Annotated in this window: 20 protein-coding genes; 16 read left to right on the top strand and 4 right to left on the bottom strand. The window is 65.9% G+C overall.

Annotated features, from left to right (window positions below; genetic code table 11):
* The first annotated feature begins 142 nt into the window (after positions 1-142).
* Together hemC and HN018_RS12325 are read left to right on the top strand one after the other, a co-directional pair.
* Complete coding sequence (hemC, locus tag HN018_RS12330; RefSeq protein WP_239479296.1) at positions 143-1,165, top strand: hydroxymethylbilane synthase; 1,023 nt, start codon at positions 143-145, stop codon at positions 1,163-1,165.
* Between the two features lie 14 nt (positions 1,166-1,179).
* A complete protein-coding gene (locus tag HN018_RS12325; protein ID WP_171835671.1) occupies positions 1,180-1,914 on the top strand; it encodes a uroporphyrinogen-III synthase in 735 nt (244 codons plus the stop codon).
* A gap of 13 nt (positions 1,915-1,927) precedes the next feature.
* Here HN018_RS12325 and secB read toward each other — a convergent pair whose 3' ends face one another.
* Positions 1,928-2,470, bottom strand: coding sequence for a protein-export chaperone SecB (secB, locus tag HN018_RS12320; RefSeq protein WP_171835670.1), 543 nt, complete (start codon positions 2,468-2,470; stop codon positions 1,928-1,930).
* Between the two features lie 82 nt (positions 2,471-2,552).
* Positions 2,553-3,176, bottom strand: a complete 624-nt coding sequence (locus HN018_RS12315; protein WP_171835669.1) for a histidine phosphatase family protein — start codon at positions 3,174-3,176, stop codon at positions 2,553-2,555.
* Positions 3,177-3,383: 207 nt separating this feature from the next.
* On the opposite strand from HN018_RS12315, the gene HN018_RS12310 reads away from it, so the two are divergent.
* The 9 genes from HN018_RS12310 to HN018_RS12270 all read left to right on the top strand — a co-directional run bounded on the left by HN018_RS12310 (position 3,384) and on the right by HN018_RS12270 (position 15,059).
* Positions 3,384-4,076, top strand: a complete 693-nt coding sequence (locus HN018_RS12310) for a Tim44/TimA family putative adaptor protein (protein ID WP_171835668.1) — start codon at positions 3,384-3,386, stop codon at positions 4,074-4,076.
* A gap of 83 nt (positions 4,077-4,159) precedes the next feature.
* Entirely contained in the window at positions 4,160-5,317 is a 1,158-nt protein-coding gene (mltA, locus tag HN018_RS12305; RefSeq protein ID WP_171835667.1) for a murein transglycosylase A, read from the top strand.
* Positions 5,318-5,407: 90 nt separating this feature from the next.
* Positions 5,408-6,325 carry a DNA-methyltransferase gene (locus tag HN018_RS12300; protein ID WP_171835666.1) on the top strand — a complete coding sequence of 306 codons (918 nt, stop codon included), beginning with the start codon at positions 5,408-5,410 and terminating at the stop codon, positions 6,323-6,325.
* A 62-nt stretch (positions 6,326-6,387) separates the two neighbouring features.
* The gene (locus tag HN018_RS12295; protein ID WP_171835665.1) at positions 6,388-6,981 is read left to right on the top strand and encodes a hypothetical protein; all 594 of its coding nucleotides are present in this window, start codon (positions 6,388-6,390) and stop codon (positions 6,979-6,981) included.
* Positions 6,982-6,992: 11 nt separating this feature from the next.
* A complete protein-coding gene (locus HN018_RS12290; RefSeq protein WP_456306995.1) occupies positions 6,993-7,202 on the top strand; it encodes a helix-turn-helix domain-containing protein in 210 nt (69 codons plus the stop codon).
* Positions 7,203-7,397: 195 nt separating this feature from the next.
* Positions 7,398-8,945, top strand: coding sequence for an efflux transporter outer membrane subunit (locus HN018_RS12285; protein ID WP_171835663.1), 1,548 nt, complete (start codon positions 7,398-7,400; stop codon positions 8,943-8,945).
* A 47-nt stretch (positions 8,946-8,992) separates the two neighbouring features.
* Positions 8,993-10,114 (top strand): efflux RND transporter periplasmic adaptor subunit, encoded by a 1,122-nt coding sequence (locus HN018_RS12280; protein ID WP_171835662.1) that lies wholly within the window; start codon positions 8,993-8,995, stop codon positions 10,112-10,114.
* Positions 10,115-10,125: 11 nt separating this feature from the next.
* Positions 10,126-13,209 carry an efflux RND transporter permease subunit gene (locus tag HN018_RS12275; RefSeq protein ID WP_171835661.1) on the top strand — a complete coding sequence of 1,028 codons (3,084 nt, stop codon included), beginning with the start codon at positions 10,126-10,128 and terminating at the stop codon, positions 13,207-13,209.
* Between the two features lie 635 nt (positions 13,210-13,844).
* Complete coding sequence (locus tag HN018_RS12270) at positions 13,845-15,059, top strand: hypothetical protein (protein ID WP_171835660.1); 1,215 nt, start codon at positions 13,845-13,847, stop codon at positions 15,057-15,059.
* On the opposite strand, the gene HN018_RS12265 is transcribed toward HN018_RS12270, so the two are convergent.
* Positions 15,054-16,442 (bottom strand): hypothetical protein, encoded by a 1,389-nt coding sequence (locus tag HN018_RS12265; RefSeq protein WP_171835659.1) that lies wholly within the window; start codon positions 16,440-16,442, stop codon positions 15,054-15,056. The two genes, HN018_RS12270 and HN018_RS12265, sit on opposite strands and share 6 nt — an antisense overlap.
* A 210-nt stretch (positions 16,443-16,652) precedes the next feature.
* On the opposite strand from HN018_RS12265, the gene HN018_RS12260 reads away from it, so the two are divergent.
* The 5 genes from HN018_RS12260 (at position 16,653) to HN018_RS12240 (ending at position 20,487) form a co-directional block, all read left to right on the top strand.
* The gene (locus HN018_RS12260) at positions 16,653-17,396 is read left to right on the top strand and encodes a Smr/MutS family protein (protein ID WP_204259517.1); all 744 of its coding nucleotides are present in this window, start codon (positions 16,653-16,655) and stop codon (positions 17,394-17,396) included.
* Complete coding sequence (locus HN018_RS12255) at positions 17,393-18,952, top strand: cryptochrome/photolyase family protein (RefSeq protein ID WP_239478630.1); 1,560 nt, start codon at positions 17,393-17,395, stop codon at positions 18,950-18,952. Before HN018_RS12260 ends, HN018_RS12255 begins: the two co-directional genes overlap by 4 nt.
* A 186-nt stretch (positions 18,953-19,138) precedes the next feature.
* Positions 19,139-19,462, top strand: a complete 324-nt coding sequence (locus HN018_RS12250; protein WP_172443478.1) for a hypothetical protein — start codon at positions 19,139-19,141, stop codon at positions 19,460-19,462.
* Between the two features lie 120 nt (positions 19,463-19,582).
* On the top strand, positions 19,583-19,909 hold the full coding sequence (locus tag HN018_RS12245) for a hypothetical protein (protein ID WP_171835657.1): 327 nt from the start codon (positions 19,583-19,585) through the stop codon (positions 19,907-19,909).
* Positions 19,906-20,487: a hypothetical protein gene (locus HN018_RS12240; RefSeq protein ID WP_171835656.1), complete on the top strand. Its 582-nt coding sequence runs from the start codon at positions 19,906-19,908 to the stop codon at positions 20,485-20,487. The genes HN018_RS12245 and HN018_RS12240 overlap by 4 nt, the downstream gene beginning before the upstream one ends.
* A gap of 13 nt (positions 20,488-20,500) precedes the next feature.
* On the opposite strand, the gene HN018_RS12235 is transcribed toward HN018_RS12240, so the two are convergent.
* On the bottom strand, positions 20,501-21,007 hold the full coding sequence (locus HN018_RS12235) for a hypothetical protein (RefSeq protein ID WP_171835655.1): 507 nt from the start codon (positions 21,005-21,007) through the stop codon (positions 20,501-20,503).
* Positions 21,008-21,177 lie beyond the last annotated feature (170 nt).

Below are 21,177 nucleotides of genomic sequence, written 5' to 3'. Positions count from 1 at the left end.
GCTCCCCGCACAGCCCGATCCCGCGAACGGCCCGTCTCCCTCCAAGCCCGTGCCCTCCGGGGGCTCGCAGGAGCGCACGCCAGTGGCATCGCCAACGCAACACGCGCCGTCGGCGATACACCCAGACGCGCCTTCGGCAGCGATGCAGGAAGCCGCACGCGCCGCCCTGGCCCGGCAGGGCACCAGCGTGGTCCCGCATCGTCGCATGTTGCCACTCCGGGTCGGCACGCGCGGATCGCCGCTGGCCCTGGTGCAGACCCGCGCCTTCCTGACCATGCTGACCAGGTTTTGCCCGGTGCTGCGCGACATGGGCGCGTTCCAGGAACACGCGATCAACACCACCGGCGACATGGTTCAGAACCGCCTGCTCGCCGAGATCGGCGGCAAAGGCCTGTTCGCCAAGGAGATCCACGAGGCGCTGCTGGACGGGCGGATAGACTTCGCCGTGCACAGCCTCAAGGACCTCGAGACCGCGATGCCGCCTGGCCTGGTGCTGGCCTGCACCCTGAAGCGCGAGGATGCCCGCGACGTGCTGGTGCTTCGCCCGGACACCCCGATCCCGGACCCGGAGGCGCCGCTTACCGCGCTGGTCCACGGTGCGGTGATCGGCACCTCCTCGGTTCGCCGGCAGGCGCAGCTGCTGCACGCCCGGCCCGATCTGAAAATCGTGATGCTGCGCGGGAATGTGCAGACAAGGCTGGACAAGCTGTCCCAGCGCCTGTGCGATGCCAGCCTGCTGGCAATGGCCGGGCTGAAGCGGCTCGGCATGGAGGATCGCGCCGACCTGATCCTCGACCCTTCGGTTATGGTGCCGTCTGCCGGCCAGGGCATCGTCGGCGTCACGGTGCGCGAGAACGACATCGAGCTGCGCGAGCTGTTGGGCGCGATCGAGGATTACGAGGCCCGCGCCGTCTCGACCGCCGAACGCGCGCTGCTGGCAGAGCTCGACGGCTCCTGCCAGACCCCGATCGGCGGCTATGCGCGGCTGATCCCGCTGGTCGCCGGCGGTCCGCCGCAGCTCGAGTTGACCGGCCTGGTGGCCAGGGCGGACGGCTCCTTCCTGCTCAGGCGCAACATCGGCGGCGCGCCCGCGGATGCCGAGCGCATCGGGCGCGAACTCGGGGCAAGCCTGCGCGCGGACAGCCCGTCCGACCTGTTTGCCTGAACCGGCCGGTCCACGTGACCGAACCACGCGGAGTGCTGGTCACCCGGCCTGAACCGGGCCTGACCGAAACCATGCGGGCCGTCGAGGCTGCCGGCTTCACCGCGATCCCGTCGCCGCTGCTGGCGCTGCGTCCGCTTCGGCCACTGCTTGCTCCGGCGATGGCCGCGGGGATCCAGGCCGTCCTGCTGACCAGCGGCCAGGCGGTGGACCCGTTGGTAGCCCTCTGTCCGGCGCTGCTCGGTCGGAGGGTGCTCGCCGTCGGCGATGCCACCGCGCGGCGGGCTCGCGAAAGCGGATTCGGGATCGTCGAAAGTGCGTCCGGAGATGCACCCGCGTTGGCGTCGCTGGTGGTCCACCTGCTCCGGCCACAGGACGGGCCCTTGCTGCTGGCATGCGGACAAGGGCAGGGGATCACGCTCGCCCGGGTGCTGACCGGCGCCGGGTTCGAGGTCATCAGGCATTGCGTCTATGTGGCCGAGCCGGTCGATGCACTGCCGCCTGCGGCGATCGAAGCCGTACGGGCTCAGAGCCTTACAGCGACGCTGTTCTTTTCCGCGGAGACGGCAACCGTCTTTGCCAGGGTGCTTCCGTCGGCACTGCTGCCCGACCTGGGTGGAACACGCGCCCTGGCGATCAGTCCGGCCGCTGCGGCCCCGTTGCGGAACCTCGGCTGGCAGTGCGTCGAGACGGCGGCGACACCGACCGCCGCCTCGATACTGTCTCTACTGGGTCAACGCCGTCAGCGCTGACCCAGTCGTCACGTCATGCGTTGCCGGCGGTCTCGCCGATCGCATTTGGGGCCTGCGCCCGCTTGGCCTGCCACAGCGCCACGAAGTCGATCGGCTGCAGCACGACCGGCGGGAAGCCGCCGTCGCGCGTCACTTCGCTGACGATGTTGCGCGCGTAGGGGAAGATCAGGCGCGGCACTTCGACCAGCAGCAGCGGCTCGAACATGTTCTCCGGCGTGTCGCCCAGCGTCACGATCGCGGCGTAGGCGAGCTCGACGATGAACACGGTGCGGCCACTGGATGCGGCTGCGGCGCTGGAACCCTCGGCGGCGGGCTCGGTGGCCTCCGCCTTGATCGACAGGATGATCTCGAACACGTTCTGCTCCTGCTGGAGCCGGTTCGCCTGCACGTCGATGTTGACCGAGATCTGCGGGTTCGCGCGCAGTGTCGCGAAGATCTCGGCGCCGGCCGGCACCTCGAACGACAGGTCCTTGGTGTATTGCAGGTTCATGGTCATCGGCAGTGCCGGCGGACCCGATGCTTGACCGGATGGCGGGGCGGAAATGGTGTCGGACATGGCATGTCTCCTGGTTCGGTGCGCCGCTAGCACGCCCGGCTGACGCGCGCCAGGAGCGCGGCGTCGGATCTGGGCCGAGAAGCTAGGCGGGGTTTGCGTCCGGCTTCTGGTCGCTCGGCTTCTGGTCGTGCCGCCAGACTATCGGCCCTTCCAGCTGCTCGGTCGGGTCGATCCGCAGCCAGCGTCCGTTCTCGATGCTGCGGCCGCTCAGCGCCAGCAGGAAACCCCAGTGCGACACCACCAGCGCGTTCTGCCAGTCCGGCATGCTCGCCATCTGTGCGCGGAAGGTGGCGGCCCGGGCGATAACGCTGTCCTCGCTCTCCCGCTGTGGTGTTCCGTCAGCGCTGCTGCTGCCGTCGTTCCACCAGATCTCGTCCAGGCCCGAGAAATCGATCCCCGGCCATTCCCGTTCCAGTACCGAGCGCGGCGACCCCACGTCGCAGACGAACGCATACCGCTCGCGGATCAGGCTGCTGATGGTGAGCGGTAGGCCGAGACGTTCGGCGATCGGCGTCGCCGTCTGCAGGGCGCGCCGATACGGCGACACGATGATCCGGGTGATCCGCGGCTCGGCCAGCGCATCGGCCGCCGCCTGCGCCTGGATCAGCCCATCCGTCGTTAGAGCCGGGTCCACGATGCCCGGATCGCAGCGCGTGCGGGTGAAGTGGAGGTTGAATTCGCTCTGACAATGTCGCAGCAGGATCATCGCATTCCCGATACGCCTCTCGCCCGGCAGCCGCAATCGAAGCCGTGATCTAGAATCCCCGGGCCGGGGAACGTCCGGGGAACGTCGGGGGCGATTGTCTCCGGGGCACGCTGCGCCTATCTCTTGTGTGTCCCGTGACAGTGCGGGATGGCCCCTGCCGGATCTGCCGGCGACGTGAACGAGGCCTTCGAGAGGATCGAGACCCCTATGCATTCCTTCGCGGGCAACTTCCCGGTCGATCTCGTTCTCATCGGCCTGTTCGCGGCCTTCCTGGTCCTGCGCCTCCGCAGTATCCTCGGCAAGCGCACCGGCCTCGAGCGTCCGGCGCCACCGCCGGGGGTCATGCGCAACGCCGGCCCGATCATCGAGGCGCGTGCCGAACCGATCCCACCGACGGCGGATCGCAGGCTGCCCGACCCATCCAGCCCGATCGGCGTCACCCTGGCTCGCATCCGCGAGCGCGAGCGCAGCTTCGATCCGGCCGAGTTCCTGGTCCAGGCGGAAGCGTCATTCCGGCGCATAGTCCAGGCCTTTGCCGAAGGCGACCGCGCCACGCTGCGCAGCAATCTCACCAACGAGGCGTTCGGCGCCTTCGAGACCGCGATCATCGCCCGCGAGGAGGCCGGACAGACCCAGCGAGCCGAGATCCGTGCCGTCACCCAGACGCAGCTTGCCGACGCCACCCTGTCGCAGGCGAACGGCATCTGGAAGGCGATCCTCGACGTGCGGTTCGTGTCCGACCAGGTGAGCGTGCTGATGGCGCGCGACGGCATCCCGGTGTCCGGCGCGGACGCGGTGACCGAGCTTGCCGATCTTTGGAGCTTCGAGCGTTGGATCGGCGGACCGCGGCCGACCGATGGTGCAGCGGCCTGGCGCCTCGCGGCGGCCCGTAGCGCCTAGTCCATCCGGCCGATCCAGGCTCCCTATCAGCCCTAGCTCCAGGTAGTTCCCGCTTGAGATCCTCGCTTCGCTGCGCCAGTTCCATGGCGGGCGTCCTGATGCTGTTGTCCGGCTGCGACGTGCCTGCCGGTCCATCGTCCCTGACGCTGCGCCGCATCACCTTCCCTGACCTGATCGGCTGGCCGCAGGATCATGTCGGCGAGGTGTTGGTGCCGCTGCTTGCCGAGTGCGAGCGGCTCGGCAGGCTGCCCGTGGACACGGTGCTGGGCGGACAGTCCGACCCGGCCGATTCCGAGGCGGTGCAGGCCGCCGCAAAGGCCGGGCGTTATCAGCCTGCTTGCCGCGCTGCCCGCGCCTTGCCGTCCCGCGACGATGCGGTCGTCCGACATTATTTCGAGACCTGGTTCCTGCCGTACGAGGTTTCCGACCAGACCATCGTCAAGGCCAACTTCACCGGGTATTTCGAGCCCGAGTTCGCCGGCTCGCTCAGCGAGAGCCCCGACTTCCCCGTGCCTGTCTACGGCCGTCCGCCCGACCTGGTGACCGTCCCCAATCCGGTTCCGGGCCAGCCGGCGATCACCGGCCACGTCGAGGCCGGTCACGTCGTGCCCTACCTCACCCGCGCCGAGATCGACCAGGGCCGGCTGCGCGGACGGAAGCTCGAAATCCTGTGGCTGCACAGCCCGGTCGACCTGTTCTTCCTGCAGGTCCAGGGCTCGGGCCGGGTCCGGCTGCCGAGTGGCCAGATCGTCCGGCTGAGTTATGCCGGCCGCAACGGTCAGCCCTACGTGCCGATCGGACGCAAGCTGATCGAGCAGCAGCAACTCGCACCCGACGCAGTCAGCATGCAGTCGATCCGTGCCTGGCTCGAAGCCCATCCCGACCAGGCTCAGGCCTTGATGGAACAGAACCCGAACTACGTGTTCTTCCGCACCCTCGACGACCTGACGCCGAACGACGGGCCCCCCGGTGCGCTCGGTCTCGAACTGACGCCGCTGCGGTCGGCGGCGGTGGATCGCAGCTTCCTGCCGCTCGGCCTGCCGATGTTCGTCGAGACCACGCTGCCATCCGGTGCTCCGCTCGACCGGCTGGTGCTGGCCCAGGATCTCGGCACCGACATCGTCGGTCCGCAGCGCGCCGACCTGTTCTTCGGCTGGGGCGCCGCCGCCGGCCGCGATGCGGGCGCCATGCATTCCGGCGGCCGGATCATCCTGCTGCTGCCGCGCCAGCCGAGCAGCTGAACCGGTGGCGATCCCGCACGTGCAAGGCACCTCGCGTTCGCAACCCTGCGAGGGTGGCCGGACCATGGCCTGGCTGGCGATACTGCTCGGATGACGCAGCTCGACGCGCCGGCCCTCGAGTCGACACTGACCCACCCCGTCCGGCCCGCCCGGGTGGCCGCGCCGGCGCCCGTCATGCGCCGCCAGAGTGTCGGCCGGCACCTGCTGTATCGCGGCGACTGCGTGAAGGTCATGAACCGGCTCGACGCCGAATCGGTCGACGTGGTGGTGACCTCGCCGCCCTATAATATCGGCCTGTCCTACCGCAGCTACGACGACCGCCGCGCCGAGGAGGATTATCTTGACTGGATGGTCTCGGTCGCCACCGCGATCAGGCGGGTCATGCGGCCGGACGGCTCGTTCTTTCTCAACATCACCGGTTCGAGCGCCATGCCCTGGCTGCCGTTCGAGCTGATCGTCAGGCTGCGCAGCCTGTTCCGGCTGCAGAACCACATCACCTGGGTCAAGTCGATCTCGATCGGCGACAATTCGGTGGGCCATTTCAAACCGATCCGCAGCGAGCGGTTCCTGCACCGCAACCACGAGCACATCTTCCACCTGACCCTGGACGGTGCGGTGCCGCTCAAGCGGCTCGCGGTCGGCGTGCCGTTCAAGGACAAGAGCAACATCAAGCGTCGCCAGCATGCGCAGGACCTGCGCTGCCGCGGCGATAGCTGGTTCATCCCCTACGAGACGGTCCACAAGCGGGCCCAAAAATTCAACCACCCGGGCACGTTCCCGATCATGCTCCCGCGCATGTGCATGCGCCTGCATGGCCTGCCGTCGCCGGTGGTGCTCGACCCGTTCATGGGGACCGGCACCACGTTGCTGGCGGCGGAGGCCGAGGGCGCCCGGGGTATCGGCATCGACCTCGATGCCAGCTATGTCGGCATTGCCCGCACACGCCTGTTGGGCGCGATGCGCGATGCCGCCGACGCTGCTGGAACATCGTCCCGCCGGCTACGCTAAATTATCGTCTTGCAATAATTATTCGCTTTGTGACATGAGGGCTCCAGTCTGGAGCTGATGTCATGCCGATCCTGCAGAACACGGCGTCCGCACCGGCGCCCGATCGCCGGCTGCGCTTCCAGAGTCGCCTGCTGTCGGTGTTCTTTCTGACCCTGTTCGCGCTCTTGGCGCTGCTGGCCGTTCTCATGGTCGGCGCATTCCTGCTGCGGATAGGTTCTATGGCGGCGATGGCGGGGGCGGGCTTCGCCTTCAACTTCCCCTACGAGCCCGATCCCTGGACGGCAGGGGTCGTGCCGATCTCGGACTTCGCGGTCGGGCAGTCGCTGCTGATCACCCTGATGCTGTCGATCCGCCTGCTGCCCGGCCTGTTCATCCTGTGGAACCTGCACTTGCTGTTCGGGCTCTATGCGGGTGGCAGTGTGTTCGGCGCGGCCAACGCGCGGCAGGTGCGGCTGATCGCCTTCGCGCTGCTTGCCTACGCCCTCGTGCCGGTCGTCACGCACGCGACGCTCTATCTGGCGCACATCTCGGCATACGCGTTCGCCTGGGAGATCCGCCAGCTCGATGCTCTGGTTGCCGGCCTCGTGCTGCTCACCGTCGCCCGCGTCATGCTGTTCGGCCACGAGATCGAGCGCGACCGCGAGGGTTTCGTGTAATGCCGATCATCGTGCGGCTCGACGTCATGCTGGCGCGCCGGAAGATCAGGTCGAACGAACTGGCCAGGGCGATCGGCATCACCGAGGCCAACCTGTCCCTGCTGAAGGCCGGCAAGGTGAAAGGCCTGCGCTTCTCCACCCTTGAGGCGATCTGCCGCCACCTCCAATGCCAGCCGGGCGACCTGTTAGATTACGATACCGAAACGGATAAGCCCGCATGATCGCCGTTGGTGGAACAGCCCACATCATGGCGAACCACGCCACGGACCGTACGGCTAGTTCGTCGACATCCAGTTATTTACGAGCGAACAGAACGGGTTAAGCCACCCGACCATAACCGGCCAAGCTGGCACGGAAGCTGCTGTAACGAAATGAAGGGCTGCATCGTCACGATGCGGTCTTGGCGATGAGGTTTCATGTCGGCTGAACCAATACCCAGGGCATCGGCGCGTGCCATCGCGTCGGCCGGTACCGTCTCCAGAGCCGTCTCGATCGGACTTGCCTTCTGCATCGGCGGCTGCGCGGTCGGTCCGGACTTCCACCGCCCATCGACCCGCACCCCCGACCGCTACAATGAGGTCGCACCGGTCACGGACACGGTCTCGTCGAAGGTGCCGGGCGGCGAAGCGCAGCATCTGCTGGTCGGGCGCGACATCCCGGCCGAGTGGTGGACGCTGTTCCGGTCGCCGGCGATCACCGTGCTGGTCGCGACCGCATTGCGCGACAGCCCGACCATCGAGGCCGCCAACGCCGCCCTGCGCGTCGCCCAGGAGCAGGAGCTGTCGCAGCAGGGCACGCTGTTCCCGACCATCACCGGCAACATCAGCCGGTCACGCCAGGAGCTGCCGCTCTCTTATGAAGGCGGCGGCCAGACGCCGCCGCTGCTATTCAGCGACTATGGCGCCCACCTCAACCTGTCCTACACGCTCGACTTCTGGGGAGGCCTGCGTCGCGCGATCGAGCAGACCGGCGCCCAGGTCGCCTACCAGCGCTACCAGCTGGAAGCCGCCTATCTCGGCCTCAGCGCCGGCGTCGCCAACACCGCGATCCTGGCGGCATCCCTGGCCGGCCAGATCGAGGTGCAGAGGCAGCTGATTGGCTTCGAGCAGAAGCAGCTCGACACCGTCCGGCAGCAGTTCGAGCTCGGCGGCGCCACCGGCACCGACGTGGCGACGCAGCAGGCGCAGGTGGCGCAGGCACAGACGGTGCTCGTGCCGCTGCTGACCTCGCTCGTACAGGCGCGCGACCAGCTCGCTGCCTATGTCGGGCAGGCGCCTTCGGACGTCGTCATCCCGGCGCTCACGCTCGACGGCCTGACCCTGCCGACCGACATCCCGGTCAGCGTGCCGTCGGCCCTGCTTTCGCAACGTCCGGACATCCGGGCCGCGGAAGCCAACCTGCACCAGCAGATGGCGGCCCTCGGCGTCGCCATCGCCCAGCGCCTGCCGAACGTGACCCTGACCGCCTCGGTCGGGTCCGATGCCGCCGACACCCACCAGCTGTTCAGCCCGACCAACGGCATGTGGTCGCTGGTCAACCAGGCGGTGCAGCCGATCTTCGATGCCGGCCAGTTGCTGCACAAGCAGCGTGCCCAGAAGGCGGCGATGCAGCAGGCGGCGGCGCAGTGGCGCGACACCGTGGTGCGCGCGTTCCAGAACGTCGCCGACGTGCTCGCGGCGGTGCAGAACGACGCGATCGGCCTCAACTACGCGCTGACCGCGCAGCAGGCGGCGTCGCGCGGCCTGTCGCTGGCGACGCTGCAATACAAGCTCGGCGGCGTCTCCTATCTCAGCGTGCTGAACGCGCAGCAGATCTACCAGAACACCGTCATCACCCTGATCCGCGCCCGTGCCGCCCGCTTCACCGATACCGTGGCACTGTTCCAGGCGCTCGGCGGTGGCTGGTGGAACCGCAACGACATGCCACCGCCGCCGCCCGGCCTGTTCAGTTCGCCACTCCCATGAGCAGCCGTTCCCGTTCCCCCGCCATCCCGTCGCAGGACCGTCCCAAAATGACCAGGAAACTCCTGTATCTGCTGCTGCTCTGCATCGCGGTGGCGGCGGCGATCGTCGGCTGGCGCACCTGGCATCGCCCGAATGCCGCGGTCGGCGGCCATGGCGGGGCGGAAGCGCCTCAAATCGTGTCCGCGATCACCGTGGAGCAATCCACATGGCAAAGCCGGATCAAGGCGTTCGGCCAGGTGAGGGCGGTGCAGGGCGCCGACCTCTCCTCCGAGGTGCCGGGCATCGTCGACCGGATCGATTTCCAGTCGGGCACCGAGGTCCCCGCCGGCACCGTGCTGCTGCGTCTCCGCGCTGACGACGACGATGCGAGACTCGCCACGCTGCAGGCTACCGCCGACCTTTGGGCCGCCAACGTTGCCCGCGACCAGAAGCAGTTCGACGCCCAGGCGATCAGTCGCGCCACGCTCGACCAGGACAATGCCAACCTCCACAGCTATCGCGCCCAGGTGGCGGCGCAGCAGGCGCTGATGCTGGAGAAGGTGGTGCGTGCGCCGTTCGCCGGCCGTCTCGGCATACGCATGGTCGATCTCGGCCAGTATCTGGTCGCCGGCACCCCGGTCGTCACGCTGCAGGCACTCGACCCGATCTATGTCGACTTCAACGTGCCGCAGCAGCAGGTCGGGCGCATCGCGGCGGGCCAGCCGGTGCAGGTGACGGTGGACAGCTATCCCGGCCGGATCTTCGCCGCCAGCGTGCTCGCGGTGGATAGTCGCATCGATCCGTCGAGCCGCATGGCCTCGGTGCGCGCCAGCCTGCGTAACCCCGATCATGCCTTGCTACCTGGCATGTTCGCGATCACCGGCCTTGCCGACGGCGGACCGCGCCAGGTGGTTGCGGTGCCGACAACTGCGGTCAGCTACAACCCATACGGCAATTTCGTCTACGTGCTGACGCCTAAGGACAAGACGTCTGGAATCATGACCGCGACGTCCCGCGTCATTACCACCGGGGAAACCCAGGGCGACCGGGTGGTGGTGCTGACCGGCCTGAAGCCGGGCGAGACCGTGGTGACTGCCGGCCAGGTCAAGCTGCGCAGCGGTGCGTCAGTGCGTGTGGACAACACCGTGCAGCCGGCGAACCAGCTCAATCCAAATCCGCCGGAAGAGTGAGACCCGACGCCATGCGCCTCACCGACCTGTTCATCCACCGCGTCGTCCTGTCCTGTGTCGTCTCGATCCTGGTGCTGGTGTTCGGCCTCCGTGCCGAGCAATCGCTGCCGGTCGAGCAGTTCCCGCACACCGTCAGCGGCACGATCGAAATCCAGACCGCCGACTACGGTGCCGATCCCGCAACGATCGCCGGATTCGTGACCACGCCTCTGGAAAACAAGATCAGCCAGGCGCAGGGCATCGACTACATGACGTCGAGCTCGACCACGAGCCAGTCCGACATCACGGTCTACCTCAAGCTCGATTACGATCCGGCCCGCGCGCTTGCAGAAATACAATCGTATGTGACGGCTGCCACCGCGCAGTTCCCGGCCGGCGTGCAAGCCTCGTCGATCAGCCTGAGCTCGTCCGGCCAGGATGTGCTGGACCTGTTCGTCAGCAGCGTGGAGCTGAACGCCGGTATGGTCAGCGACTATACGCGCCGCATCGTCGAGCCGCGGCTGCAGGCGGTTGCCGGTGTGCAGAAGGTCAGGGTCGGTGGCGCACCGCGCGTGGTGATGCGCGTGTGGCTGGATGCCGACAAACTCGCCGCCGTGGGAATGAGCCCGGCCGACGTCCAGACCGCACTCGGCAACAACAACTTCGTATCTGGCGTCGGTTCGACGCTTGGCTCGATGACGTTCGTGAACCTGGACATCAATTCCGGGCTCCACACCGAAGCTCAGTTCCGTGATCTCGTGCTACGCCAGAACAAGGGCCACATCATCCGGCTGAGCGATGTCGCGAAGGTCGAGTTCGGCCATGATCCGGACGGGTTCGAGGTCGTCAGCAACGGCGCGCAAGGTGTGTTCATCCAGATCAAGCCCTCGCCAACGGCCAACACCCTCGACCTGACAAGCGAACTCAAGAAGGTCGTGGACGAGATGAGGTTGCAGGCCCCGCCCGCCCTCAAGATGGAGATCGTCTACAACGCAGGCGATTTCATCCGCACCTCGATCCACGAGGTGGTCACCACGCTGATCGAGGCGCTGGTCATCGTGTCGCTGGTGGTGTTCGCGTTCCTGGGTTCGCCACGCTCGGTGCTGGTGCCGGTGGTGACCATCCCGTTGTCCCTGATCGGTACGTTCGGAATGATGGCGCTGATGGGATTTTCCATCAACCTGCTGACGTTGCTGGCACTGGTCCTGGCGACCGGGCTGGTCGTCGACGATGCCATCATCGTCGTCGAGAACGTCAATCGGCATCTCGCCGCCGGCATGAGCCCGGTGCAGTCCGCCTCCGCTGCGGCGCGCGAGTTGCTGCAGCCGATCCTGGCGATGACGGTGGTACTAATCGCCGTCTATCTGCCGCTCGGGTTGCAGGGCGGCCTGACCGGCGCCTTGTTCACGCAGTTCGCGTTCACCCTTGCCGGCTCCGTCACCATGTCCGCGCTGCTGGCGCTGACACTCTCGCCGATGATGTGTTCGCGTCTGCTGAAACCACGCAGTCTGCCCGGCCAGACACCCGGACTGTCCGAGCGGATGGAACATGCGACCGAGCTGGCACTCGACCGGGTGCAGCGTGGCTACAGCGCGGCGCTGCGTGTCAGCCTCGCTGTGCAGCCGCTGGTGCTGGCATTCGGACTTGCCGTGCTGATCAGCATCTTTTTCCTCTATAAGGGCTCGAAAGCCGAGCTCTCACCTGCCGAGGATCTGGGCCTGCTGATCGCAAGCGGGCAGGGTGCTCCCAATGCGACGCTCGACGCGCTGACGCTCTATGACAGCCAGCTGCAGAGGATCTACACGTCGGTACCCGAGGCTAAAGGTTACTGGCACCTGGTAGAGCCGCCTTCCATGCAGGGCGGCATCGTCCTCAAGGACTGGGGCCAGCGGAAGCGCAGCGTCTTCACGATCGGCAATGAAGTCCAGGCTGCGTTGCGCAAGGTTGCCGGCGTCGAGATGGCAGTGTTCGAGCCGCCCTATCTTCCGGGCGCGGACGGCATGCCGATCGGTTTCGTGCTGCAGAGCTCGGGCGACTTCCAGCAGCTCGGCGCAATCTCGGATGCCTTCCTGGGGAAAGTGCGCGCAAGCGGCCTGTTCGCCTATGCCGAGGAGGACCTCAAGATCGACCAGCCGCAATCGACCATCGTCGTCGATCGCGAGAAACTCTCCAGTCTGGGCCTGACGATGAGCGATGTCGGCAACTCACTCAACGCGCTGCTCGGCGGCAATTTCGCCGGGTTCTTTTCCAACGACCAGCGCTCCTACAAGGTCGAGCCCCTGGTCGCGCGCCGGTTCCGGCTCAACTCCGAGCAGGTCCTCGACTATCCGGTCGCCACGGTGGGCGGCGTATCGGTGCCGCTCCGTTCCGTCGCGCATATCGTCAACAGCGTCGTTCCGGAATCCATCGCGCATTTCCAGCAGCTCAATGCCACCACCATCAGCGCCCTGCCGATGCCGGGTGTCACCCAGGCCGACGCCTACGCCTACCTCCAGAACCTGAGTGCCCAGATGCTGCCGACCGGCTACGCGACCGATACCGTCGGACCGCTGCGCCAGTTCGTGCAGGAAACCGGCGGCTTCGCGACCACCTTCGCGCTGGCGGTGGTGATCACCTATCTGGCACTGGCCGCCCTGTTCGAAAGTTTCCGTGATCCGCTGATCATCCTGGTCTCGGTGCCGATGTCGATCGCCGGGGCCCTGCTGTTCGTCTGGCTCGGCGTCGGCGGCGCCAGCCTCAACCTGTTCACCGAAGTTGGTCTCGTTACGTTGATGGGGCTGATCAGCAAGCATGGCATCCTGATCGTCGAGGTTGCCAAGGAGCAGCAGATGCTCGGCCTGTCCCGCCGCGCGGCGATCGAGCGCGCCTGCGCCCTGCGGCTGCGCCCGATCCTGATGACCACTGCGGCAATGGTGCTCGGCGTGATGCCACTGGTGTTCGCCACCGGCGCGGGCGCCGCATCCCGCTTCGTGATGGGCTTGGTGATTGCGTCGGGCTTGTCGATCGGCACGCTGTTCACCCTGTTCGTGCTGCCTGCGGTGTATATGTTGCTGGCATCAGACCGACGCGCGCCCAGCCATGCACGGTCAACGGAACTTCACGTGCAGAAAGTTTGATCCTGCCGATCGAACCCGGAGCGTTCGTATCGGGCATCTGATCCCCGGCCGGGCGATCCGGTTTCGGCTCGGCGCCGCCACCGCCTTCTCGACGGCGTCGCAAGTCCTGGAATACTTTCGTCGATCCGATCCGATCCGGTCCGGCTGCCTCGGATCTTGTTTGCGGCTTTGCTGTCGTGCCTGGCAGGTCACGCTCAGCTCTCGCCGTGCACTCACTTGCGAGATCGGGAACGTCGACGGGCAGTCTTCTCCGTTCCGTTAACGCAACGGCATGATCATCGGTCTCTTGGATAGCGGCCCCAGGTAATCACCCATCTGCGCCCTGCGGCAGTCTCGCCGTGGTGCGCCACATCTATTCCCGCACCGGATCGCGCAGCAGGTGCTGACGCACCGAAAAATGGAAACTCGGTTTCGCTCGGCCGCCGACTGCCTTACCAACGGCGACCGGCTCCCGAGGCGGCTCGAGCTCCTGGCCAAGCCCGATGACCAGCCCTGCGCTTGACAGAGTCGGGTCCGCAGAGTTGGATCATGAATTAAGAGGCGCAGGCGAGCAAATCGTCGAGACAGGAAAACGTTCGGGCACGATCGGCTGGCACTCGTCTCAAGTCCACGCTCGTTGCTCATGGAGACAATACATGAGTGGCTCGATCAGAAGCCGGTCCCCGTCGCCTGCCGGCACAAGGTCAGCATCGCCGGTGGGCAACAGGCCCGCACTGACGGCCGCCAGCTCCGGCTCCGCGGTGGATCTGGGGGAGGAAGGCATCCTCTGGGCGCTGTATCAGACGGTCGGAACCGACACCAGCAGCACCGGTCATATCATCACTCCTGCACCGACGATGCCGGCGTTGTCGCTGGTGTCATCGGCGGGCGGCAGCCGGCCTGTCACGCCTGAGCAGAGCCGGGCGAGTATTCTCCAGAAGCTGCGTCTGTCAATCGTCAAATACTACTCGACCGGGCGTCTCGTTCAACTGGCTGGCGCTGCCTCTGCTGCCGGACTGGCTGCGAGCAACACACCGGTCGCTTGGTGGGCCGGCACCCCTGCGATTGGCGGGCTTGTTTCGAGCGGCCAGTTCTTCAGCAACCGAACGGAAGCAGGCAAGAGGGAAATACAGGAGGACTTTAACGAGTCGATTGTCGAATTCCTGATGACAAAAAACCGCGTCTGCCAGCGCTCGTTGACCGACGCCACCTATGACTACATGAGAGCGCAGTCGGTCCGGGGCGCCCTTGAGTCTGTCGCAGCTGTCGGCTCCCTGGTCGGGGGTCATTTCAACGGCGACACCGGGAAACTACTGAACTCGCTCCTGCATATGCTGCCCGCCGCATCGGCATATTACAGCACGGGATGGTCGCTGCTGAAGTTGATCGCGCACGTCCTGCAACAACGAAACCTGGATCAGGCGACCAAGTGGCTGGCAGCCCTATTGGCGATCAAGGGATACCGGGCAGCGGCACGAACCGCTGAGTCGGCGCTGCCATGGATGTCAAACCAGCAGATACTGAGCGTTCTGGCGGGTCTCGGTTTTGTCGGCTTGATGGCCGATATCGGGTTTGCTCATGGAATTGAACTCATGGCCAAGAACCTGCACTTCATTGCATACAAGGAGCGGATGACCGCACTCGGAGTGAACGATTTCCACGCGACGGCGAGCGGTATCGAGCTGCAGATCCTTCCGGCTCCGGTCACGGCGACCGCGATTGCACGGGATACCTCCCAGGATATCTTCACCGAGATCGTGTTCATGTTGTTTCGCGACGACATGCCGCGTTGGACGCGGAACAACGCCATCGAGATCATCGGCGATCCGGCCGGGTGGCAGGCAATCGCCCATCGCATCGCGCATCTATAGCGCGCGATGCGAAACCGCGCGTAACCGGTTGAGGTACGCGATCGCTACCTCGATCGCCATTGCCCCGGCGATCGAGAACGGGACGATCAGCATCAGGTTGTAGCGCACCTGGTTCACCGCCGCCGCCGCATTGAACGCGAGCATGAACCAGGCGGGCAGGGCCAGCAGCAGGAACCGCCGGTCCACGTCGTTCCGTCGCAGCAATGCCCGCATCGTCAGCACCGCGCACACAGGTCCCAGCACGAAGCCCCAGTAATGGTCGACATAGAGTCCGCGCAACGCCAGCGGCAGCGTCACCATCGCGTGCCACGACAACTGCCGCAGCGGATCCTGCAGTAGATAGTGATGCACAAGGAACGACATGTGGTTCGCCCATCCGCCCGACTGGCGCAGACTGTCCGCCAGCATCGGTCCGATACCGATTGAATAGAAGCTGTCCGGATGGTCGTCCCAGCCGAAGCGGTCGCAGGCGCCCGCGCCGGCGAGAGATTTGCCGATGCCGTTCCCGTCCGGTAGCCAGCAGACGAAGCTCATCCCGTATTCGTGCCAGGTCATGCTGTCGAAGCTGAGCCGTTGCACGAACGTGTGCGATGCATATCCGAAGGTCAGCGAAGCCCGGCCGAACTCGATCGCATTCCGCACGATCCAGGGCAGCACCACCAGCCCAGCGCCCGCTGTGAGCCCGCCTGTTAACCGCCACCGGTGCCATCGGCCCGGTGCCGGTGTTCCCGCCAGCGCCCACACCGCGCCGGCCGCGAGCACCGCGTATCCAAGCCACGAGAACCCCGGCCGTGTCAGCACCGCCAGCCCGAACACCAGTCCGGCCGCGCCCGCCCACACGAGCCGCCGTGTTGCCGACCGCCACGCCGCCAGAGCCAGCGTGCTGGCGCCCACGAACAGGAACAGGCTGGTGGTTTCCGTCATCAGGTAGTCGACCGACAGCAGCAGCAGCGGCGCAGTCAGCAGCCCCAGCCCGAGCGCGATCCAGCCGGTACGGGCGCGCCCGGTACAGTGCCCGGCCGCCCACCACAGCATCCACAGCGTCGCCGCCATCATCAGGAACTGCAGCGACCGCATCGGCCCCGCGCCATGCCGGCAGTCGGTTCCGGCACCACCGTGGGCGATCGAGCAATCCATGTTGCGCCGAAGCTCCGGATCCACCGACGCCACCGCGGCCAGCAGCGCCGGATAAAGCGGCGTGAAGCGCATCCCCGAGGGGCGATCCGTGTCCGCCCCGCCGCCCGCAAAGCGGTAACCATCGGTGAAGCGATCGTGATGCAGGAGGTCGTAGGCGATCCCGAGGTAGAAACCCTGATCGTAGGTGCCCAGCGGCTGCACACGCGTGCGCGTCCACAGCCCACCGAGCACGAGCACGATCAGCATGGCCGCCAGGAACGAGGGGGGAACTTTGACGCGTCCGATCGCTAGACCTTCTGCCGGGCGGAACGCTGCGGCCCGATGCTGGAAGCGCCGTCGCCTCCATGAGAGACTGAGCTTCCCTGTATGGTCCCGAGGATACAAGCTGTCCGCTCTCCTGTCCGTCCCGCCGTGCCATCCGTGCCCGCTGGAGCCGCGAACCCGAAATGGAGCTGCATGGTCCGCCGCCTGAAGGAGGGCGAGCAGCGCCTGTGGGTCGAATACGCGCGCGAGGTGCGGCCGTTGCGCGGCCGGCCGCCCTCCGCCCTGCCCAAGCTCGCCGACCCCCCGCCTGCCTCCGCGCCGCCACCGACACCCGCGACGATGCCGCCGGCGCCGGCCGCGCCCAAACCTGCGCCGCCGCGCTCCCCGTTGGCACGTCGGCCGGTCGAGATCGGCGTGCGCCTGTCCGGCCTGGACGACACCAGCTGGCGCTCGCTTTCCAATGGCCGGCTGCGCGCCGAGCGCCGGCTCGACCTGCACGGCCAGCGCGCGCAGACCGCTTTCATGCTGCTGCATGATTTCCTGCTCCGTGCCCAGCATGAGCGTCTGCGCTGCGTCGAGATTATCACCGGTGCCGGCTCCGGCCCCGAGGGCGGTATCCTCCGCCGCGAGCTGCCGCACTGGCTGAGCCGTCACGACCTTCGCCACTTGGTCCTGGCCGCCGTGCACCCGCACTCCGGCAATGTCGGCTCCGTCCGCGTGCTGCTGCGGCGTCGCCCGGCACCGGGCGCAACGCAACAAAACCCGGCACCGGGCGCAACGCAACAAAACCCGGCACCTGGCGCACCACAACAAAACCCGGCACCGGGTGCACCACAACAAAACCCGGCACCGGGCGCCAAGCAGCAGGACCCTGCACCGGGCATGAAGCAGCAGCGCCCGACGCCGACCCGAAACCGCCCGGTCCGCACCAAATGACGACCACACCCCTCGGCATCGCCACCCTCCGCATGGTCCTCGGCGACCAGCTCTCCGACCCGCTTTCCGCGCTGGACGGTATCGACCCCGCCCGCGACGTCGTGCTGATGGCCGAGGTCCGCGCGGAGTGCACCTACGTGCGCCACCACAAGAAGAAGCTGGTGCTGGTACTGTCCGGCATGCGCCACTTTGCCGAGCGCCTCCGCCAGCGCGGCATCCGCGTCGACTACATCGAGTTCGAGAACCCGGCCAACACCCACACCCTGCGCGGCGAGATGCTGCGCGCCGTCGAGCGCCACCGTCCTGAGCGCGTGCTCGCCACCCTGGCCGGCGAGTTCCGCATCACCGAGGACATGTCCGGCTGGCAGCAGGCCTCCGGCATCGCCACAGAACTCCTGGACGACACCCGCTACCTCTGCGGCCTGCGCCAGTTCCGGCACTGGGCCGACGGCCGCAAGAGCCTGCGCATGGAGTTCTTCTACCGCGAGATGCGCCGTCGCCACGCCATTCTGATGGACGGCGACCAGCCCGCCGGCGGCCGCTGGAACTACGATGCCCAGAACCGCAAGCGTATGCCCGCCGGCATCGTCCCTCCGGTCGCCCCGAGCTTCGCGCCCGACCGGGTAACCGAGGCGGTGATCGCCCTTGTCGAGCGCAATTTCGGCGACCATTTCGGCACCGTCGACGCCTTCTCGCTGCCGGTGACCGCCGAGCAGGCCGCTCTGGCGCTCGATCATTTCGTGACCGAGCGCCTGTCCGGTTTCGGCGACTGGCAGGATTTCATGCGCTCCGGCGACCCGGTGCTGTTCCACGCGCTGGTCTCGACCTCGCTCAATCTCGGCCTGCTCGACCCGCTCACCATCTGCCGCGCCGCCGAGCGCGCCTGGACCGAAGGCCTGGCCCCGCTGAACGCCGTGGAGGGTTTCATCCGCCAGGTGTTGGGCTGGCGCGAGTATGTGCGCGGCATCTACTGGCTGAACATGCCGGAGTACGGACGCCGCAACGCCCTGGAGGCGACCCGCCGGCTGCCCGAGTTCTACTGGACCGGCCAGACCCGGATGAACTGCATGGCGCAGGTGGTCGATGACACGCGCCGCAACGCCTACGCCCACCACATCCAGCGCCTGATGATCACCGGCAATTTCGCGCTGCTGGCCGGCCTCGACCCCGATCAGGTCGACGAGTGGTATCTGATCGTCTACGCCGACGCGTACGAGTGGGTGGAGATGCCCAACGTGCGCGGCATGGCACTATTCGCCGACGGCGGCATCATGGGCTCCAAGCCCTATGCCGCGTCCGGCGCCTACATCAACCGCATGAGCGACTACTGCGCCCCCTGCGCCTACGACCCGAAGCAGTCGACCGGCCCGCAGGCGTGCCCGTTCAACGCCCTCTACTGGGACTTCATGGCCCGCCACGCCGACCGCCTCGGCGGCAACGTGCGCATGGCGATGCCGCTACAGACGCTGAAGAAGATGGAGCCGGGGAAGGTGGCCGCCCTCAGGGCGCAGACGGCCGGGTTCCTGGAGGCTATGGATCGAGGGGAGGTGGTTTAGTCCTGAAGCCAGATCCAAGGCGGATAGTCGACCCTCGACTTATCTGACGATTTCCCACTTCTACTCGTGTATCGACGTACAAACGTATGCGAAAGCTGGATCGACTAGGTCACCAGTATCCTGGTCAGTCATGGGTGGAACGAAATGAGCCAATCCTTATCGGGAAGTCGATCTGCACCGACCGGCGTGTTCAGCACGGTGGCCGTAATGTCCGCCATCAATCAGGTGCCTGACGCGAACGGTCTGGGTGTGATCTCCATCGACCAAGGTGTGGTCCGGGTGCTTCGTGCAACGCCGGCTGGCGGATCGGACATCATTCTGGAACATCGCCTGTCGATTGCTGGTGGCAAGCCGGTTCCCCGGACGGAAGCTAGTTCCGCTCCGAGCGAATGGCTGAGTTTCGGCTTCAACTGCAGTGGTGCGGTGCTGGCATGGGTCGGCGTCGTTGGCACGACGTCGCTGGCCCCGGTTACAGGCGGCCTGGGCCTTGTCGGTACAGGGATTCTTTAAGCGGGCGCCATAGGAGCCAGCGGCGCATGCGCTGCATCCATATACCGGGTCGGAAACGTCTATCGAAAGCGTGCCGATATCAACGAAAGCCTCGATCAAAACAACGTCTATTACTGGACGATGCTCGGTGCCGATGTCGTCGGACTGGTAGGCGCGCATGGCGCCCTTATGGAAGTCAAGAAGACGGGCGACATTCTTGCAGGCCAGTCACTCAATTGGAGCAAGGCAGCCACCGATCCGATCTCGAGACCGATGCGTCGTCGACTAACGGAACAGCTTGAGCTTCAGGGCGCCAAGCGCGTTTCCGCCCATAACGTTCACGCGGTGGTCAAGCAGCGAATGCTCGACGGCATCACCGGTGCCCTGGGCATGACCGGAAGTGCCATGACCGGTGCCATCCACGAGATGATCATCTGGGTCCGGTCGAAGGAAACCAGAACATCATGAGTAGTTCGCATCAGGATGCGATGGCCTATTGGCAGCGCCTCCGCAAGGACAAGCCGAGCAATCTCGCGATCGGTGGGCTGGTGATCGGCGCGTTCGTGACGACCCTTTCCCTCATCGCACTCGTCTTCCCCCATAGTGACGGGGCCATGCACAACAGAGGTAGCGCTCTCTACTGGCTTCTCATGCTGCCGTTCGTGCTGTGGGCATGGGATCTCAGCACGTTCAGTCCGCGCTCCGTCCGAACCATAAGACCGGCAGCGATCGTGCTTCCGGTAGTCAGTTTGCTGCTCCTCGTCATCGCGTATAACAGCGATAAAGGCGTCCTGGACTCTTCACATGACACCGATGTGGAGCTGTGGCTCTTTGCGATAGCCTTCATCATTACAGTGGCTTGCTCGCTGTTATCCGTTCTTGCCTTGCAGCGAAGCCTTCTGCAGTCGGAAGGACCAGACCGACGCCTCATGAAGCCTTCGGAGATCGCCCAACGAGCCGCAGCGTCCAGGCAGGCATTACGAGCACCTAAAACCGTTCCTCCAGGCCGCGAGCGGAGCAGAAGAAAGCCGCATAAAGCAGACTGAAGGCTATGCTCGGCTACGTCTCTGTCCCGATCCAGCTACGACATGAAGGATTGCGCCAATACTTGATCTCGAACCGGACGGTACAGGTTCCGCCCGCGCCACGAGTTGTTCCAAACAGAAGCAGATATTGCCCGTTTCGTGGAAGCTTCCGAACAAGCGAAGTTGCATCATCTTGGTCGCCCGCTCCAGGAAGCGATGGCCCGATGATATCAGGACCGTCGCTCGCCTGTTTGAACACGTAGCCAGGCTCATAGACCGAGAAGACAACGTTGTCGTCTGCACCGTTCGCCTTCACCGTCAGTGTTTGACCGGCGCGAGCTGAAAGCGTGTAGCAGGCATTTTCCGCGCGTAAGACTGTCCCACTTGCCGATGCGACACTGGCATCATGCCTGAAGTGGATCGCAGTCGGCTTTACGCAGTTAGGATAGTCTGGAGCAATCTGAAGTTCAGCAGCCGAGGCTGAAACCAGGGTGCAGGACATCGCTAAAGCCTGTAGAATCGAGAGCAACGACCGCTTCATTCTCATTTCTCGGCTGCTTCGCAGAGACCCATGCATCTCAATGATACCGCTTTGCTGTCAAAGATGGTCCCTGTCCATCAAGACGCTCGTGGCGTTCGGCGGCAACCAACATCCGCGCCATCTCCCTGTTTTGCCAGCCACGTTGCTGGGGTATGGCGTGACGAGCCAGC

It is taken from the genome of Lichenicola cladoniae (genome assembly GCF_013201075.1).
GTDB classification, from domain to species: Bacteria; Pseudomonadota; Alphaproteobacteria; order Acetobacterales; family Acetobacteraceae; genus Lichenicola; species Lichenicola cladoniae.
The sequence above is the reverse complement of the archived record's forward strand: the minus strand, read 5'-3'. Positions and strand labels throughout refer to the sequence as shown.

Coding starts and splice junctions, on each gene's coding strand:
- hemC (WP_239479296.1), top strand. CDS start 143: ATGCAGGAAGCCGCACGCGCCGCCCTGGCCCGGCAGGGCACCAGCGTG.
- secB (WP_171835670.1), bottom strand. CDS start 2,470: ATGTCCGACACCATTTCCGCCCCGCCATCCGGTCAAGCATCGGGTCCG.
- HN018_RS12315 (WP_171835669.1), bottom strand. CDS start 3,176: ATGATCCTGCTGCGACATTGTCAGAGCGAATTCAACCTCCACTTCACC.
- HN018_RS12310 (WP_171835668.1), top strand. CDS start 3,384: ATGCATTCCTTCGCGGGCAACTTCCCGGTCGATCTCGTTCTCATCGGC.
- mltA (WP_171835667.1), top strand. CDS start 4,160: ATGGCGGGCGTCCTGATGCTGTTGTCCGGCTGCGACGTGCCTGCCGGT.
- HN018_RS12300 (WP_171835666.1), top strand. CDS start 5,408: ATGACGCAGCTCGACGCGCCGGCCCTCGAGTCGACACTGACCCACCCC.
- HN018_RS12295 (WP_171835665.1), top strand. CDS start 6,388: ATGCCGATCCTGCAGAACACGGCGTCCGCACCGGCGCCCGATCGCCGG.
- HN018_RS12285 (WP_171835663.1), top strand. CDS start 7,398: ATGTCGGCTGAACCAATACCCAGGGCATCGGCGCGTGCCATCGCGTCG.
- HN018_RS12280 (WP_171835662.1), top strand. CDS start 8,993: ATGACCAGGAAACTCCTGTATCTGCTGCTGCTCTGCATCGCGGTGGCG.
- HN018_RS12275 (WP_171835661.1), top strand. CDS start 10,126: ATGCGCCTCACCGACCTGTTCATCCACCGCGTCGTCCTGTCCTGTGTC.
- HN018_RS12270 (WP_171835660.1), top strand. CDS start 13,845: ATGAGTGGCTCGATCAGAAGCCGGTCCCCGTCGCCTGCCGGCACAAGG.
- HN018_RS12265 (WP_171835659.1), bottom strand. CDS start 16,442: ATGCTGATCGTGCTCGTGCTCGGTGGGCTGTGGACGCGCACGCGTGTG.
- HN018_RS12260 (WP_204259517.1), top strand. CDS start 16,653: ATGGTCCGCCGCCTGAAGGAGGGCGAGCAGCGCCTGTGGGTCGAATAC.
- HN018_RS12255 (WP_239478630.1), top strand. CDS start 17,393: ATGACGACCACACCCCTCGGCATCGCCACCCTCCGCATGGTCCTCGGC.
- HN018_RS12245 (WP_171835657.1), top strand. CDS start 19,583: ATGCTCGGTGCCGATGTCGTCGGACTGGTAGGCGCGCATGGCGCCCTT.
- HN018_RS12240 (WP_171835656.1), top strand. CDS start 19,906: ATGAGTAGTTCGCATCAGGATGCGATGGCCTATTGGCAGCGCCTCCGC.
- HN018_RS12235 (WP_171835655.1), bottom strand. CDS start 21,007: ATGAAGCGGTCGTTGCTCTCGATTCTACAGGCTTTAGCGATGTCCTGC.